Origin of the sequence: Paraburkholderia sediminicola (assembly GCF_046027355.1) — a bacterium.
Lineage (GTDB): Bacteria > Pseudomonadota > Gammaproteobacteria > Burkholderiales > Burkholderiaceae > Paraburkholderia > Paraburkholderia sediminicola_B.
In genome coordinates this window covers 1-16,616 of record NZ_JAQQEK010000015.1, presented here as the reverse complement: position 1 = coordinate 16,616, position 16,616 = coordinate 1, and the positions used below count along the sequence as shown (strand labels likewise).

At 57.5% G+C, this 16,616-nt stretch carries 13 protein-coding genes; 6 read left to right on the top strand and 7 right to left on the bottom strand.

Annotated features, from left to right (window positions below):
- Positions 1-77 precede the first annotated feature (77 nt).
- The 3 genes from PQR42_RS24525 to PQR42_RS24515 all read left to right on the top strand — a co-directional run bounded on the left by PQR42_RS24525 (position 78) and on the right by PQR42_RS24515 (position 6,059).
- Positions 78-2,027, top strand: a complete 1,950-nt coding sequence (locus PQR42_RS24525) for a hybrid sensor histidine kinase/response regulator (protein ID WP_408493868.1) — start codon at positions 78-80, stop codon at positions 2,025-2,027.
- 69 nt (positions 2,028-2,096) lie between these two features.
- Complete coding sequence (locus PQR42_RS24520; protein WP_408493866.1) at positions 2,097-4,043, top strand: ATP-binding response regulator; 1,947 nt, start codon at positions 2,097-2,099, stop codon at positions 4,041-4,043.
- Positions 4,044-4,112: 69 nt separating this feature from the next.
- Positions 4,113-6,059 (top strand): ATP-binding response regulator, encoded by a 1,947-nt coding sequence (locus PQR42_RS24515; RefSeq protein WP_408493864.1) that lies wholly within the window; start codon positions 4,113-4,115, stop codon positions 6,057-6,059.
- Between the two features lie 43 nt (positions 6,060-6,102).
- Here the strand turns inward: PQR42_RS24515 and PQR42_RS24510 are convergent, their stop codons facing one another.
- The 3 genes from PQR42_RS24510 to PQR42_RS24500 all read right to left on the bottom strand — a co-directional run bounded on the left by PQR42_RS24510 (position 6,103) and on the right by PQR42_RS24500 (position 10,736).
- Complete coding sequence (locus PQR42_RS24510) at positions 6,103-6,807, bottom strand: LuxR C-terminal-related transcriptional regulator (protein WP_408390462.1); 705 nt, start codon at positions 6,805-6,807, stop codon at positions 6,103-6,105.
- A 993-nt stretch (positions 6,808-7,800) separates the two neighbouring features.
- Positions 7,801-9,936, bottom strand: a complete 2,136-nt coding sequence (locus PQR42_RS24505) for an acetate--CoA ligase family protein (RefSeq protein ID WP_408387868.1) — start codon at positions 9,934-9,936, stop codon at positions 7,801-7,803.
- Between the two features lie 17 nt (positions 9,937-9,953).
- Positions 9,954-10,736 (bottom strand): enoyl-CoA hydratase/isomerase family protein, encoded by a 783-nt coding sequence (locus PQR42_RS24500; protein ID WP_408387870.1) that lies wholly within the window; start codon positions 10,734-10,736, stop codon positions 9,954-9,956.
- A gap of 248 nt (positions 10,737-10,984) precedes the next feature.
- On the opposite strand from PQR42_RS24500, the gene PQR42_RS24495 reads away from it, so the two are divergent.
- Positions 10,985-12,319: an MFS transporter gene (locus PQR42_RS24495; RefSeq protein WP_408387882.1), complete on the top strand. Its 1,335-nt coding sequence runs from the start codon at positions 10,985-10,987 to the stop codon at positions 12,317-12,319.
- Positions 12,320-12,337: 18 nt separating this feature from the next.
- On the opposite strand, the gene PQR42_RS24490 is transcribed toward PQR42_RS24495, so the two are convergent.
- Positions 12,338-13,129, bottom strand: coding sequence for an IclR family transcriptional regulator (locus tag PQR42_RS24490; RefSeq protein WP_408387884.1), 792 nt, complete (start codon positions 13,127-13,129; stop codon positions 12,338-12,340).
- 152 nt (positions 13,130-13,281) lie between these two features.
- On the opposite strand from PQR42_RS24490, the gene PQR42_RS24485 reads away from it, so the two are divergent.
- Both PQR42_RS24485 and PQR42_RS24480 read left to right on the top strand, forming a co-directional pair.
- A complete protein-coding gene (locus PQR42_RS24485) occupies positions 13,282-13,839 on the top strand; it encodes a helix-turn-helix transcriptional regulator (protein WP_408387872.1) in 558 nt (185 codons plus the stop codon).
- Positions 13,814-14,302: a substrate-binding domain-containing protein gene (locus tag PQR42_RS24480; RefSeq protein ID WP_408493862.1), complete on the top strand. Its 489-nt coding sequence runs from the start codon at positions 13,814-13,816 to the stop codon at positions 14,300-14,302. Before PQR42_RS24485 ends, PQR42_RS24480 begins: the two co-directional genes overlap by 26 nt.
- Before the next feature lie 89 nt (positions 14,303-14,391).
- Here the strand turns inward: PQR42_RS24480 and PQR42_RS24475 are convergent, their stop codons facing one another.
- The 3 genes from PQR42_RS24475 to PQR42_RS24465 all read right to left on the bottom strand — a co-directional run.
- Positions 14,392-15,243 carry a 3-hydroxybutyryl-CoA dehydrogenase gene (locus PQR42_RS24475; RefSeq protein WP_408387874.1) on the bottom strand — a complete coding sequence of 284 codons (852 nt, stop codon included), beginning with the start codon at positions 15,241-15,243 and terminating at the stop codon, positions 14,392-14,394.
- Between the two features lie 34 nt (positions 15,244-15,277).
- A complete protein-coding gene (gene bktB, locus PQR42_RS24470) occupies positions 15,278-16,465 on the bottom strand; it encodes a beta-ketothiolase BktB (RefSeq protein WP_408387876.1) in 1,188 nt (395 codons plus the stop codon).
- Between the two features lie 60 nt (positions 16,466-16,525).
- On the bottom strand, positions 16,526-16,616 hold a 91-nt coding region (locus PQR42_RS24465; protein ID WP_143031905.1), incomplete at its 5' end, for a 4Fe-4S dicluster domain-containing protein.

Here is a 16,616-nt window from a genome sequence, read left to right as displayed (position 1 = left end):
GAACACTTGTCCATCGACTTGCTGGCGGACCGCTAGCACAATGGGGTGTAGCTGCACCTGATTCCCGGAGGCCTGTTATGGCGTCCTCTACTCAAACACGACGTGATTCTGACGCGGGCGAAAAGCCCGGGGCCAGAACATCACTGTGCGCGGGTGAAACGGCTCACACAATCGAGCGCCGCAGATTCGCTGAATTGATGAATCTTTTTGTGGGACCGGTTGCAGCACTCAGTACTGAGCAGAATCTCCTCGTCAAACGCGAGTTATTGCAATCGCTGTCCCGCCGATCGGTATATTGGATCGCGCTACTGTTGGTCGGAAGCCCGTTCTGGTTCGTATTTGGATCGTGGATCAAAACGTCGGATATTTATCCCTTGTTCCATGTCGTCTGGATCCTAGGACTGTGGGGGATGGCCGCTCCCTTGGCAGCATACTTACTGAAAAAGACAATGACGCTCCCGAAGCACGCCGGCGTCAGCGCGGTCGAGCAGATGCACTGGGCATGGGCTGCATTGGTCATGCTGACATCGTTCTGGTGGGCGGCGGCCAGCTTTGGGCTAATCCCACCCAGCTTCGTGCTCCTCCATGGTTATTACTTTAGATTTGCCCGGTATGGCTTCGTGGAACTGACGATGATCAGCCAGGCATTTACTTTGCTGCTGCTCGCACCCAGTTTTCGCGCGGCTTTAGGTTCACTCGTGATCGGCACTATCCCATTCGGATTTAACTTGGCACCACTGCTATTTATTAACCGGCCAGGAATGTTTGACTGGTATACGGCTCAAATAATTGGCTATTGTGTCATCGCATGGTTCATTTGCAACGATCAGCAACGGACATGTGTAAAAGAGGTTGTTCTCGAGGAGGCGCGATCTCAGGCTGTAGCGGCAACGGCGGAGAAGAACCAATTTATCGCTGCAATAAGCCATGACTTGCGTCAACCGCTCACAACGCTCGGCCTGAAGTTAAATTTTATCGAGCGGAGCATTAAATCGACCGATCTGGTCGAAGACGTCTCGCTTGCGCAAAGGCAAGTGGATGCGATGGAATGGATGATTAACGGGGCACTGGATATCTGCCGCCTCGAGTCCGGCACCTGGAATGTAGAAATTCAGGAGGTGGCGCTGCCTTCCCTTTTACGCGGCATAGTCGTGGATATGCAGCCGCTGGCTGACGCGAAGGGGCTGAAGTTAAGACTCCATAGTCGCCCCTATCTGGTCCGTACGGATCGACATGCGTTGGACAGGATCGTCCGAAATATGGTGATCAATGCAGTCCGTTACACGCCTTCCGAGCAGGGAGGAAAGAAGGGACATGTTCTGGTGAGTTGCCAGAGGCGAGGCAGCTGCATAAAGATAAGCGTCTGGGACAACGGGATCGGTATCCCTGAAGGTAGACAGGCGGATATCTTCAAAAGCTATGTACAGGTCAATAATCCCGAGAGGAATCGTGAAAAAGGGTTCGGCCTGGGTCTGTCCATTGTCCAGGGGCTCGCGAACCTTCTTGGTCACAAACTGGACGTGGACTCGACACCAGGGCGGGGATCGCGTTTTTCGGTTACGGTCCCGTTCATGGGACTCATACCGCCGGAGTTGCTCGAGGTTCAAACGGTTGAAGACGGCGACCCGGACCTGACCAATATGGTCGTGGCGATCATCGAGGACAATAGCGACTTAAGAATCGAAATATCGATGCGCCTGATCGAGCATGGCTGCTACGTCGTGGCGGGGGAATCATCATCCGACGTCATCGAGCAGTTGCGCATTGAAGCTTTGGCAAGCGGTCCGCACTTCATCCTCTCCGACTACCGGCTGGAAAACGAGGACGGTATTGCTGCAATTACGGCGGTCCGCACTGCTACCGACGCTTCGATCCCTGCGATCCTGTGGTCGGGGGACACCTCGTCAGCTGTGCTCAAAAAAGTAGCCGTCAGTGGCATGAAGCTTTTGTCGGGACCGGATTCGGAACAGACCTTATTGACCATACTTGCAGAACATAAGCCAAAAACATTGACCGAAGGCGGGTGAAAGAGATGGTAGGGGAACACAAAGCTAGCACAACGGAGCGTAGCTGCACTTGATGCTCGGAGGCCTGCTATGGCATCCCGTATTCAAACACGACGTGATTCTGACGCGGGCGAAAAGCCCGGGGCCAGAACATCACTGTGCACGGGTGAAACGGCTCACACAATCGAGCGCCGCAGATTCGCTGAATTTGTGAATCCTTTTCTGGGACCGGTTGCAGCACTCAGTACCGAGCAGAATCTCTTTGTCAAACTTGAGTTATTGAAATCGCTGTCCCGTCGAGCGGTATGTTGGACCGTGCTGGTGTCGGTCGGAGCCTCGCTGTTGTGCGTATATGGATCGTGGACCAAAACGTCGGATAGCTATCTTTGGTTCCGTGTCGTCTGGATCCTGGGACTGTGGGGGATGGCCACTCCCATGGCAGCATACTTACTGAAAAAGACAATGGCGCTCCCGAAGCACGCCGGCGTCAACGCGGTCAAGCAGATGCACTGGGCATGGGCTGCAGCCGTCACACTGACATCGCTCTGGTGGGCGGCGGGTAGCTTTGGGCTAACCCCACCCGATTTCTCGGGCCATGCGCCCTACGTCAAATTGGCCAGTTTGGGCTTCCTTGAGTACACGCTAATCAGCCATACATTTACCTTGCTGCTGCTCGCACCCAGTCTTCGTGCGAATTTAGGTTCATTTGTGCTCGGCGCTATCCCGTTCGGATTTAGCTTGGGACCACCTCTATTTATTTACCGGCCAGCAATGCTGGGCTTTTATACGGCTCAACTGATTGGTTATTGTTTCCTCGCGTGGTTTATTTTTTACACTCAGAAACGCGCATATGTTAAAGAGATTATTATCGATGAGGCGCGAGAGCGGGCTGAAGCGGCAAAGGCGGAGAAGAACCTGCTTATCGCTGCAATAAGCCATGACTTGCGTCAACCGCTCACAACGCTCGGCCTGAAGTTAAATTTTATCGAGCGGAGCATTAAATCGACCGATCTGGTCGAAGACGTCTCGCTTGCGCAAAGGCAAGTGGATGCGATGGAATGGATGATTAACGGGGCACTGGATATCTGCCGCCTCGAGTCCGGCACCTGGAATGTAGAAATTCAGGAGGTGGCGCTGCCTTCCCTTTTACGCGGCATAGTCGTGGATATGCAGCCGCTGGCTGACGCGAAGGGGCTGAAGTTAAGACTCCATAGTCGCCCCTATCTGGTCCGTACGGATCGACATGCGTTGGACAGGATCGTCCGAAATATGGTGATCAATGCAGTCCGTTACACGCCTTCCGAGCAGGGAGGAAAGAAGGGACATGTTCTGGTGAGTTGCCAGAGGCGAGGCAGCTGCATAAAGATAAGCGTCTGGGACAACGGGATCGGTATCCCTGAAGGTAGACAGGCGGATATCTTCAAAAGCTATGTACAGGTCAATAATCCCGAGAGGAATCGTGAAAAAGGGTTCGGCCTGGGTCTGTCCATTGTCCAGGGGCTCGCGAACCTTCTTGGTCACAAACTGGACGTGGACTCGACACCAGGGCGGGGATCGCGTTTTTCGGTTACGGTCCCGTTCATGGGACTCATACCGCCGGAGTTGCTCGAGGTTCAAACGGTTGAAGACGGCGACCCGGACCTGACCAATATGGTCGTGGCGATCATCGAGGACAATAGCGACTTAAGAATCGAAATATCGATGCGCCTGATCGAGCATGGCTGCTACGTCGTGGCGGGGGAATCATCATCCGACGTCATCGAGCAGTTGCGCATTGAAGCTTTGGCAAGCGGTCCGCACTTCATCCTCTCCGACTACCGGCTGGAAAACGAGGACGGTATTGCTGCAATTACGGCGGTCCGCACTGCTACCGACGCTTCGATCCCTGCGATCCTGTGGTCGGGGGACACCTCGTCAGCTGTGCTCAAAAAAGTAGCCGTCAGTGGCATGAAGCTTTTGTCGGGACCGGATTCGGAACAGACCTTATTGACCATACTTGCAGAACATAAGCCAAAAACATTGACCGAAGGCGGGTGAAAGAGATGGTAGGGGAACACAAAGCTAGCACAACGGAGCGTAGCTGCACTTGATGCTCGGAGGCCTGCTATGGCATCCCGTATTCAAACACGACGTGATTCTGACGCGGGCGAAAAGCCCGGGGCCAGAACATCACTGTGCACGGGTGAAACGGCTCACACAATCGAGCGCCGCAGATTCGCTGAATTTGTGAATCCTTTTCTGGGACCGGTTGCAGCACTCAGTACCGAGCAGAATCTCTTTGTCAAACTTGAGTTATTGAAATCGCTGTCCCGTCGAGCGGTATGTTGGACCGTGCTGGTGTCGGTCGGAGCCTCGCTGTTGTGCGTATATGGATCGTGGACCAAAACGTCGGATAGCTATCTTTGGTTCCGTGTCGTCTGGATCCTGGGACTGTGGGGGATGGCCACTCCCATGGCAGCATACTTACTGAAAAAGACAATGGCGCTCCCGAAGCACGCCGGCGTCAACGCGGTCAAGCAGATGCACTGGGCATGGGCTGCAGCCGTCACACTGACATCGCTCTGGTGGGCGGCGGGTAGCTTTGGGCTAACCCCACCCGATTTCTCGGGCCATGCGCCCTACGTCAAATTGGCCAGTTTGGGCTTCCTTGAGTACACGCTAATCAGCCATACATTTACCTTGCTGCTGCTCGCACCCAGTCTTCGTGCGAATTTAGGTTCATTTGTGCTCGGCGCTATCCCGTTCGGATTTAGCTTGGGACCACCTCTATTTATTTACCGGCCAGCAATGCTGGGCTTTTATACGGCTCAACTGATTGGTTATTGTTTCCTCGCGTGGTTTATTTTTTACACTCAGAAACGCGCATATGTTAAAGAGATTATTATCGATGAGGCGCGAGAGCGGGCTGAAGCGGCAAAGGCGGAGAAGAACCTGCTTATCGCTGCAATAAGCCATGACTTGCGTCAACCGCTCACAACGCTCGGCCTGAAGTTAAATTTTATCGAGCGGAGCATTAAATCGACCGATCTGGTCGAAGACGTCTCGCTTGCGCAAAGGCAAGTGGATGCGATGGAATGGATGATTAACGGGGCACTGGATATCTGCCGCCTCGAGTCCGGCACCTGGAATGTAGAAATTCAGGAGGTGGCGCTGCCTTCCCTTTTACGCGGCATAGTCGTGGATATGCAGCCGCTGGCTGACGCGAAGGGGCTGAAGTTAAGACTCCATAGTCGCCCCTATCTGGTCCGTACGGATCGACATGCGTTGGACAGGATCGTCCGAAATATGGTGATCAATGCAGTCCGTTACACGCCTTCCGAGCAGGGAGGAAAGAAGGGACATGTTCTGGTGAGTTGCCAGAGGCGAGGCAGCTGCATAAAGATAAGCGTCTGGGACAACGGGATCGGTATCCCTGAAGGTAGACAGGCGGATATCTTCAAAAGCTATGTACAGGTCAATAATCCCGAGAGGAATCGTGAAAAAGGGTTCGGCCTGGGTCTGTCCATTGTCCAGGGGCTCGCGAACCTTCTTGGTCACAAACTGGACGTGGACTCGACACCAGGGCGGGGATCGCGTTTTTCGGTTACGGTCCCGTTCATGGGACTCATACCGCCGGAGTTGCTCGAGGTTCAAACGGTTGAAGACGGCGACCCGGACCTGACCAATATGGTCGTGGCGATCATCGAGGACAATAGCGACTTAAGAATCGAAATATCGATGCGCCTGATCGAGCATGGCTGCTACGTCGTGGCGGGGGAATCATCATCCGACGTCATCGAGCAGTTGCGCATTGAAGCTTTGGCAAGCGGTCCGCACTTCATCCTCTCCGACTACCGGCTGGAAAACGAGGACGGTATTGCTGCAATTACGGCGGTCCGCGCTGCTACCGACGCTTCGATCCCTGCAATCCTGTGGTCGGGGGACACCTCGTCAGCTGTGCTCAAAAAAGTAGCCGTCAGTGGCATGAAGCTTTTGTCGAAACCGGTTTCGGAACGAACCTTATTGACCACACTTGCAGAACATAAGCCAAAAACGTCGACCGAAGGCGGTTAAAAGTGATGGCAGGGGAACATGAAGAGCGGTGTGGCGGAGATCTTCACGACAGTCGCGTATCTGCTGCCCCCCTTCCAAGGGCCAGCTCGGCAGTGACTCGAAGTGCAGCTTCAACGCGGTTTCTGACTTGAAGTTTGTCGTAAATAACACAAGAAACCTGTCTGACATGTCCCTCGGAGACGCTAAGCTCTCTTGCGATCTGTTTCCCTGAGAGGCCACGTGCAATGCAACGCGCCAGGTCCCACTCTCGCGGAGAAAGCCCAAGATGATGCTGATTCTGGCTAACTGAGGGCGCTTGTGTCGAGCAGGCAAAGCGGAGCAAGACTTCTTCCGGAATCCAGAGTTCACCTCCTAAGATCCTGCTCAGTCCAATGAACATTTTTTTGTGCGCGCCTCCTTTCAACAGGATTCCTCGAGCGGCGTAGTCACGCATGCACATTCGCAAAATTTCAACTTCATGATCGTTTCCAGGAGCAAGTCCTGTGCAGATGACCACGGGAACATTGGATGGATTTCCGGCCTGGAAATGCTCAAGTGTCGCGGCGCCACGGTTCTTACCATCCAGATTAAGATCCAGGAATACCAGGTCCGGGGGAGGTGTCTTGTTGACTTCTTCAAGCGCGCTGGCAAGCGTAAAGACGGGCGTGATGTCGATTGGGGTTGCGCTCAGCTCCGACGCGTGTGTTTGGACATATTCGGAAAGAGCAACGCAAAGAATTTCGTGGTCATCGACCCATAGGATTTTCATGGTCGCTTCTCCTCTTCATACATCCGAGAAAAGCAATCGATTGCACGCTACATTTGCGCGCAGCACTGCTTAACAGCTTAGCATATCGGGCGATGCCACAGAACCTTGAAGAACGGATAGCGAGCTTTCCTTTTGCGGGGGGCTGAACTCCCCCACCGCCTGGTTATCGCCCAGCGGAGGTATGTTATTCGTCGAATCGAAGGAGATCCGTTTGAGTTCTGTGCGTTAAGCGGTGCAAAAACAGATGACCTTGGTGGCGGTTGATTCTTTTGCAGAGCGTTGCGGACCAACGGTCTCTACGGCACAGGGTGTACCATGTTCGCGCCGTGTGCCGCGCCCCAAGGCGGCACGCGGCGTTGCACGATCGAATCGGGCCTCCGCGGCAGCCGCGGGCATGACTGCGATCCGCGAAGTGGCGGTGGCGCGCCGACAGCCTCGCCGTTGGATGTCTGCGGCGTACCGACAGTTCGGTGCCCCGCACATGCGCGAAGTGCGTCGACGTATGCCCCTGGCACTTGGTCCGCGCGGCGGACCGGCGTGCCGCAGTTCTCGCAGAACGCCGCATCCTTCGGTAGGGCGTTACATCTGCCCGCTACCGGGCGGCGTTGAATGACCGATGTACCTTGGAAGCGGCCGTCGTCCTTGCACTAGCGCGTAAGGCCGCTTAGGGTCGAAAGTACGCGTTCGCCGATGTCACATCGACCGTTCGCGATTGCCGCCGTCGAACGACCGCTTTGCTGGAGTGAGCCGGCATGCAGGTGTCAACAGGCGAACGGCGGCTTTGGCCGAGTCTCGGGCACTCGGTACGGACTCGATTGATCGGAGCCGTTCACGGCGGCCTTGAAGCTGCTGACCGCTAGCTTGGTCGCGCCCTCTACGACGATGGAGGTTTTATGGTAAAAAACTGTCGACCTCGGAAGTTATTTGGGTAACAGGCTCAGCGAAATACCTTCGTTTTGACCGTTTAAATCACCCAAAGCGGAAGCTATTTGGTTAATTTTCCGGAAGCCAATCGAGTTCCTCCACATGAGCCTCCGATCCGAGTACAGCCACGCCGTCCGCGGCCCGCACCCCTTGGCCCGCAGGCAGCACGAAGATCGGATTGATTTCAGCCTCAACAATGCGCCCGCCAAGCCTCACCGCCATTCGCGAAAACGCAATGATTGCGGTAACGAGGGCATCAATATCAGCGCGAGGCCGTCCACGATACCCGTCGAGCAGCGGCCACGTTTTTAGTTCGCGGATCATTCCAAGTGCGTCGTCACGCGACAACGGCGCTTCGGTGGACAGGAGTCGCATCGTCGTGTCCTTGAACAGTTCCGCCGTGACGCCGCCCATTCCCAGCAGCAATGCTGTGCCCAATGAGTCGCGATGAAGGCCAAGAATCAGTTCCGTTCCACCGGCCACCATTTCCTGGACGAGAAACGCCTCCGCGGCTACCCCGGTCGCGGTTTCAACGTCGTCCCGCATGCGATTCAGGCGCGTCCCGATGCTGTCGGCAGTGACCCCAACCGCTACGCCGCCGACATCGCTTTTGTGAGTGATCGTGTTCGAAAGCAGTTTGAGAACGACTTTGTCTCCCAGCTCGCGAGCGGCGCTCTCGGCTTCATTCGAGTTAGTGACGACACGCTCGCGTACCGCTGTCACACCGAAGCGGGCAAAAAGCTCTTTCGCCTGCGCTTCGTTTAGTGATCCATCAGGTAGATCACTCACGTCGACTTCTGCTTCAGGGTGTTTTTCGACCAAACCCACGGCGCGTCGCATGTACTCACCGTGCTGCCACATCGCAGCCAGTGCGCTCGTCACGCTTTCGGGCGAAGGAAACGCCGGTACTGCCTGCTCGTTAAGCAACCGCGTGATCTCCGGCGCGTGCGGGCTCACAAATGCCATCACGGGCTTGTCACTGCCGGGCAGCGAATCGCGGATCGCGCCAGCCATCAGGTCAGGCATTGCGAGGCCCGACGAACCAACGATAACTACGACCGCGTCGTAAGTCGGACTGTCGAGTAGCGTGCCGATCGCACCACGCAGCAGAGCCGGTTGCAGACCCGCTAGCGTCACGTCGATCGGATTGCGGTCGAGCACCGCATGGTCGCCGGTCTGGAGCGCGCGCAGCGTTGCAGCAGTCGCTTCATCGGGGGGCGGAGTCTCAAAGCCCGCCATGCCGAGGCTGTCGGCGACGAGCGTGCCCGCTCCGCCAGTCGATGTCAGAATCGCCACCCGTCGCCCGGAGAGCTTGCGGCGCGTAGCGAGCGCATGAGGAATATCGAGCAAATCGGAAAACGTCTGCGCACGAATGACGCCAACCTGGCTGAAGAGCGCGTCATACATGCGGTCGGAGCCCGCCAGTGCGCCCGTATGCGAGACCGCCGAACGTGCACCTGATTCGGAACGCCCAATCTTGAACACCACGACCGGCTTGCCTGCCGCCGCCGCCCGTAACGCTGCGCGCCGGAATCGATCGGGCTGACGCAGCCCTTCCATGTAGAGCGCGATAACAGAAGTCGAATCGTCGTCAACCAGATAATCGACGAAGTCTGCCATGTCGAGATCCGCCTCATTGCTCGTCGACACCAGCTTGGACAAGCCAATGCCGTTTGCTGCTGCCCGCGACAGCAGCGAGCCGAGAATCCCCCCGCTTTGTGATACCACGCCGATTCCGCCGACTGTGAAAGCGTCGGTCTCCAGTGCGCCGCTTGCCGACAGCGTGATGCGGTCGGTCAGGTTGACGAGCCCGATCGTGTTCGGTCCGAGCAGGCGCATGGACCCTGCTGCCTCGATCAATTGCGCCTGACGCCTCGCGCCTTCCTCGCCGATCTCTGCATAGCCACTTGCCAATACGATTGCAGCACTCGTCCCGCGGCTCGCCAGATCTCTTACCGCAACGTGAGCGCGCTCGGCTCCGAGCAGTACGATGCCGACATCGGGCGCGTGCGGCAACGACGCTACATCGGGATAGCAGGGCAGGCCGTCGATCGATTCGTAACGGGGGTTGACCGGGTAGATGGCGCCATCGAAGCCGTGCTTCCTGAGGTATGCGACCGGGCGGCCCGAAGTCTTGGTTGCGTCCGCCGATGCGCCGATCACCGCTACGCTCGCCGGGCGCATCAATTTTGAAATTGCGTTCATGTCAATCTCCCTCGTGCTCACTTGGTCTTGTTCAGGAATGCGAGCACTGAGTCGCGATGTTCACTGCTTGTATAGCAGACGGCCTGTGCCTGGCTGCCTTGTGCAAACACCTGATGCGCGGACAACTCGTAGCTCTGGTTGAGGATGCTCTTGCCGAGCGCGAGTGCAGTGGCCGAACCCTGGCTCAATTCTGTGGCCCAGGCGTGGGCGTCGGCGATGAGTGAATCCGGCTCGCTCAGGCGATCCGCGATGCCGATTTCCAACGCTTCCTTCGCATCTACCTTGCGCCCGCTGAAAATCAGTTCCTTCGCCCGCGCGAGGCCGACCCGTCGCGGCAAAAAGTACATGCCGCCACCGTCGGGAATCAGGCCGCGCTTGATGTAGCTCCACGCGAAGCTCGCTTCCTGCGACGCGAGGATAAAGTCGCAGGAGAGCGCCATGTCGGCACCGAGGCCCGCCGCTGCGCCGTTGACGGCAGCGATGGTCGGTTTGGGCATCGAGTAGAGCAGATTGACCGTGTGATGCACGAGTTGCTGACGGGACCAGCCATTGAACGCCACCTCGCCGGCGGGCGCGTCCATACGTTGCGCCATACCGCTGACGTCACCGCCAGCGCAAAATCCCTTGCCGTTGCCGGTCAACACCACGGCGCGTACCTCCCGGTCGCGCGACACGGTCTCCAGCGCCGCGATCAGTTCAGCGCGCATTTCGTTGGTGATGGCGTTACGCTTTTCGGGACGATTCAGCGCGATCGTGGCAACCTGCGAGTCGATAGTGACTTGAATAGTGGATGTGCTCATGCGTGTCTCGATGGTTGAATTGGAGTCGACTGACAAGGTCAATCTGCCAATGCAGCTTAGCCCCACCGGCCGCTCAAGACACCCCGTCAATTCCACTCTGTGGAACGAAGGGTGTTTCATCCGAGGGACGGGGAAATTCCACTGGGTGGAATTGGGAGATTGTCATCGAGCGTTCGACGTCGATAATGGTTTCCAACGCAGGACACGGGCCATGACGATCCTGCGGCCCATACAAGCCCGGAGACATGATGCACGCAGCCCGTTCCAATCCAATCGACGTCAGCGCCGTCGCGCAACCGCAGACAGAAGCCGTCTACCGGAAAGTCACCTGGCGGCTGCTGCCGTTCCTCTTCATTTGTTACGTCTTCGCTTATCTGGATCGCGCCAATATCGGCTTTGCGCACCTGCAGTTCTCGCGTGACATCGGTCTTTCCGACGCCGCATTCGGTCTGGGTGTAGGACTCTTCTACGTGGGTTACATGCTCTTCGAGGTGCCGAGCAACCTGTGGCTCGCGCGAGTCGGTGTGAGAAAAACGCTCATGCGGATCATGGCGCTATGGGGCATCGTTTCGGCGGGCACCGCGTTCGTTCAGACGCCGACGCAGTTCTACATCGCGCGCGTGTTGCTGGGCGCAGCGGAAGCAGGATTCTTCCCGGGCGTGATTCTCTACTTCACCTACTGGTTTCCGGCCGCGCGCCGGGCACGCGTCACGTCGATCTTCATGACGGCGATCTGCGTATCCGGCATCATCAGTGGACCCGTGTCGGGATGGATTCTCAATAGCATGTCGGGCTTACTTGGCTACAACGGCTGGCAATGGCTGTTCCTTCTGGAAGGATTTCCGTCAGTGATCGCCGGTGTCTTTGCCTATGTCTATCTGACGGACCGCCCCGAGCAGGCGACCTGGCTCTCGGACGACGAAAAGGCTCTCCTGCTGGCGGAGCTCAACCGCGACGCGCAAACGAAGGCCGCACGCGCTCATGGTTCGATCTGGGTTGCGTTGAAGGAGCCAAAGTTCTATTTCCTGACCTTTGCATACTTCAGCGTACCTTGGGCGAGCATCGTCGTGCATATCTGGGCTCCGAGCGTGATCCAGAAAAGCGGTGTGTCTAACTACTGGCACATTGGACTTCTTTCCGCGATTCCGTATGTGGTCGGCGCAGTTGTGATGTATCTGCTTGGCCGGAGTTCGGATCGTATGCTGGAGAGGCGGTGGCATTTCATGGCAAGCGCATTGATGGCCGCGCTGGGCGTCGTGCTTCTGCCGGCGGCGGCGAATCACGCAGGTATTCTGGTGGTACTCCTTTGCATCGCGACGGCTGGTTATCTTGGCATGCTGTCTCTGTTCTGGACGATCCCACCCGCGTATCTGTCGAGCACCGCCGCAGCAAGCGGAATTGGCCTCATTAGCAGCCTCGGCCAGTTTGGCGGGATTTCGGCGCCCTCGGTGATCGGCTATGCATCGACGCACTTCGGTAGCAGCGCCGTGGGTCTCTATGCGGTTGCGGTCGTTTCCATTCTCGGCGGTCTTGCAGTGGTGCTGGGTATTCCAGCGCGCGCGATCAGTGAACGCCGGGAATGAACGAGAGGTTTGCAGTCTTCAGCCTTCCAGGCGCGCGCATGCGGCTGTAATGTCGTCGCGCAGACGCAGCAGGAGTGCCGCCAGTTCGCTTACAACGCTGTCTTTTGACGCCGCCGTGCGGACGCTAAAGTTGAGGACCAGCAAACGATGTCCGGGAATGGCGAGGGGTGTCGCGAGTGCAATCACTTCTGGCTGCCAGCTTGCGACGCAAAAGCCGTTTCGGTGCACATCATCCACGGCCTCGGTGATTTCTCGCGCCAGACGTTCCCAACCGCTCCGTCCGCGGTTCCTGAACGCGTCCATCAGCCGGGAGAATTCGGCCTCCGGCTGCATAGCGAGATACGCCCGGCCGAGCGACGTCAGTGCCATCGGCACGCGTTGTCCCGAGACGATCGTACGCAATGAGGCTCGCTGGTTATAACGAATGGACTCAAGGTAGACCATCTCTTCCCTGTCGGCGCCCGCGATTCCGACATTGATGCGCTTCGTTTGGGCCGTGTCGCGGATTAACGGTCCTGCAGCGTTGAGTACGGTGGATCCGCTGCGCAACGCCTGCGCCAGACTGAGCACGGGTAGCCCCAGTCGATACGCCCTGCGCGCCGAGTCGTGCTCGAGATAACCCGCTTCCACGAGCGTTCGCGTGAGGCGGCTTACTGTCGCCTTCGGCAGACCTGTGCGTTCCGCGAGATCTCCATTGCCGAGAAGCGTTGCACCGGGACCGAAGGCGCGCAGCAGTTCGAGCCCGCGTTCGAGCGATCGATTCGATGGGGTGGTGTTCGTTACCGGTGATTGATTCTTGTGTTTCGCCATAGACAGGGCGTTTGCCATGCTTAACGTGAAAAAATCAATTATGCCGGCAATCATCCCGGAACCTAAATTACGCGGATTTTTGGGCAGCGAATACATTCATTGTAAGCGGCGAGCGGTGTCAATGGCGCTTGCGTCGAAGTATGGAGACAGGGATGAAGGGCAAGCCGAAACTTAAGGAACTGATGGAGGCGACTCAACTCAGCCGCGCGACGATTGACCGTGCACTGAACGATCGGCCCGGCATGCATCCGCGCACCCGTATCGCGGTTGAGGCTGCGCTGAAGCAACTGAGCACAGCCACACTGGCGGCGTCGTCTGCCATAGATCGGGGCACGTACGATTTCAGACTGCTGGTGCAGGCCGGCGATGCGTTCACCGAGGAACTGACCCGTTGCGCGGCCCAACTTGAGACTGAATTTGCCGGGGCCGATGCTCGGTTGAGTGTGATCAACTGTGTTGGCATCTCTGACGATGAAGTTGCCCTCAGGGTTGACGCTACGGCTGGAGAAGCAGATGGCATTGGCATTATCTGTACGAATACGTCAGTGATCACCGCGGCGCTGCGTCGATTTGTGGCGACCGGCAAGCCGGTCGTCACCCTGATCACCGATGTCGATCCCGACTCGCGCAACACTTACATCGGCGTCAATAACCGTGCGGCGGGACAGGCGGCCGCATTTTTAATTGCGGCGGCATTTGCAGGCGCATGAGTCGCACGATGTCGCGGTTGTCGTCGCGACGTTCTCGTACACCTGTCATGAGGATCGCGAAATCGGATTCCGGTCGCTGTTGAGACAACGGTTTCCGAAAGTGAATTTGGTCGAGGTGATCAAGGGGGCGGATTCGGGCACGGCGACGTATGAAGCGACCAAGCGCTTCCTCGACGAACACGGCAAGCTCGATGGCATCTACAACGTGGCGGGGGGCAACGAAGGCCTGGCGCGAGCGCTGAACGAGCACAACCTCACGGGGCGAACGGTCTACGTGACACACGAAATCAACAGAATTACTGAACCCCTGCTGCTCTCCGACGCCATCGACTACCTGCTCACACAGGATCTTCGGCTATTACTGCGCACGGCAGTCGAGCATCTCACGGCAGCTTGCGAAGGGCGTAACGTGCCCTCACAGGCGATCCTGCCGATCCAGACTTTCTCCAGGTATTCGCTATAAGCGAATGCGTCGATCTTGAAGGTAAGTTCCATCGCGATGGAACGTTGTAATGTTCTCGAACGCGATGGTCACGTGGCACTTACCCGTGATCAGTCGTAGCGGTAGACACCGTGACGGGTCTTGCGGCCGAGACGTCCGGCAGCCACCAGTTCGCGAAGCAAAGGGCAGGCACGATATTTCGGATCGCCGAGATCCTTCGCGAGCACCTCTAACACAGCGAGGCACACATCAAGGCCCACCAGGTCCGCCAGCGCGAGGGGGCCGATGGGGTGACTGGCGCCAAGACGCATCCCCTCGTCAATCTCTTCTGCCGTTGCGATGCCCTCTGCCAGAACGAAGAACGCTTCGTTGATCATCGGCACCAGAATCCGGTTGACGACGAATCCCGGCGAGTTCTTGACTCCGATTGGCGATTTGCCGAGCCGGCGGGACAGTTCGTGAATGACGTCGACAGTCTCTGTGCTGGTCTGCACGCCGCGGATAATCTCGACAAGCGGCATCAGGGGAACCGGATTAAAAAAGTGCATGCCGACACAACGAGAAGGATCGGCGAGGCCTGCTGCCAAGGATGTGATGGAGATCGACGAGGTGTTCGTGGCGATAATCGCGTGTTGTTTTGCGACCGCTTCGATCTGCTTCAGAATCGTGCGTTTCAGTTCGACCTGTTCTGTTGCGGCCTCGATGACCAGGTCCACTTCGGCGAGATCCTGATACCCGGTTGAAGTTTCGATGCGCGCTAGCGTTGCGCTCGCCACATCAGCCGCAATCGTATTCTTCGCTACAAGCCGCTCCAGGCTCGACCTCAAAGCTGCCATGCCCCGCGTGAGGGCGGCCTCGGTAACGTCGATCAGAACGACTTTCAGTCCGGCGGTCGCGGCGATCTGTGCGATACCACTGCCCATCGTCCCGGCGCCGACGACGCCGATCGTTTCAATTGTCATGTTCGATCTCTAGCAATCAATTAGTTCATCTGGACTATCGAAGGTTTTCGAAAATAGCTGCGATACCCTGGCCGCCGCCAATGCACATGGTCACCAGCGCGAAGCGGCCATTAATGCGCTTCAGTTCATGGAGAGCCTTGACGGTGATCAATGCGCCGGTTGCGCCAATTGGATGACCCAGTGAAATACCGGACCCATTGGGATTCACCTTGTCGGCGTCGAGCTGGAGTTCTTGTGCGACGGCGCAGGCTTGTGCCGCGAATGCTTCGTTTGCCTCGATCACGTCGATATCACGAATATCCAGGCCCGCGCGTTTGAGCGCGATGCGCGTGGCCGGTACGGGACCGATGCCCATATAGAGCGGATCCACGCCGGCGTGAGCGTAAGACACGAGGCGGGCTAGCGGCTTGATCCCGTGTTGTTCCGCAGCACTGCGCTCCATCAACAGGACCGCGGCCGCGGCGTCGTTGATACCGGATGCGTTACCTGCCGTCACGGTGCCATCGTTCTTCTGGAAAGCGGGCCGCAAACTGGATAGGTCGTCAAGCGAGAGATCCGAACGCACATGTTCGTCCGTGTCGAACGACACCTCTTTCCCCTTGACTCGACGCATCACGGGAACAATCTGCTCCTTGAAGCGCCCTTCGGCGATCGCGTGCGCTGCACGGCGGTGCGATTCCACAGCCAAGGCGTCCTGCTGTTCGCGCGTGATGCCATATTTCCGCGCAACATTCTCTGCGGTGATCCCCATCGGAACAGTATGGAAGGGATCATTTAGCGCGCCGAGCATCATGTCGATCAGATGCGCATCGCCCATCCGCACGCCAAAGCGTGTGTCGGGAGTTATGTAGGGCGCACGGCTCATGTTTTCCGCGCCGCCACCTATGGCAATGTCGGCGTCGCCCAGCAGAATGGCTTGCGCGGCGGAGATAATGGCCTGCAATCCGGAGCCACACAGACGGTTGACGGTCAGTGCCGGCGCTGCCTCGGAGACACCGCCGTTAATGGCGGCCACACGTGCCATGTACATGTCTTTCGGCTCAGTCGCAATCACGTTGCCGAAAACCACATGTCCCACCTGATCGCCGGCTACCTTGGCGCGTGCGAGGACCTCTCGCACGACAAGGGCTGCCAGCTCCGTCGGCGGCACGTCTTTCAGGCTTCCACCGAATTTCCCAATCGCGGTGCGCACACCACTCACAATAACGACTTCTCTTTGCACGTTGCACTCCTTGATTTAGAGGACGCACGCAGGCATCGTTTTCGACCCCCGCGTATCGAATCACATGTTCGGATAGTTCGGCCCGCCGCCACCTTCTGGCGTGACCCACACGATGTTCTGCGTCGGGTCCTTGATATCGCAAGTCTTGCAG

Coding starts and splice junctions, on each gene's coding strand:
- PQR42_RS24515 (WP_408493864.1), top strand. CDS start 4,113: ATGGCATCCCGTATTCAAACACGACGTGATTCTGACGCGGGCGAAAAG.
- PQR42_RS24505 (WP_408387868.1), bottom strand. CDS start 9,936: ATGAACGCAATTTCAAAATTGATGCGCCCGGCGAGCGTAGCGGTGATC.
- PQR42_RS24520 (WP_408493866.1), top strand. CDS start 2,097: ATGGCATCCCGTATTCAAACACGACGTGATTCTGACGCGGGCGAAAAG.
- PQR42_RS24510 (WP_408390462.1), bottom strand. CDS start 6,807: ATGAAAATCCTATGGGTCGATGACCACGAAATTCTTTGCGTTGCTCTT.
- PQR42_RS24525 (WP_408493868.1), top strand. CDS start 78: ATGGCGTCCTCTACTCAAACACGACGTGATTCTGACGCGGGCGAAAAG.
- PQR42_RS24490 (WP_408387884.1), bottom strand. CDS start 13,129: ATGGCGAAACACAAGAATCAATCACCGGTAACGAACACCACCCCATCG.
- PQR42_RS24485 (WP_408387872.1), top strand. CDS start 13,282: ATGAAGGGCAAGCCGAAACTTAAGGAACTGATGGAGGCGACTCAACTC.
- PQR42_RS24495 (WP_408387882.1), top strand. CDS start 10,985: ATGCACGCAGCCCGTTCCAATCCAATCGACGTCAGCGCCGTCGCGCAA.
- PQR42_RS24475 (WP_408387874.1), bottom strand. CDS start 15,243: ATGACAATTGAAACGATCGGCGTCGTCGGCGCCGGGACGATGGGCAGT.
- PQR42_RS24500 (WP_408387870.1), bottom strand. CDS start 10,736: ATGAGCACATCCACTATTCAAGTCACTATCGACTCGCAGGTTGCCACG.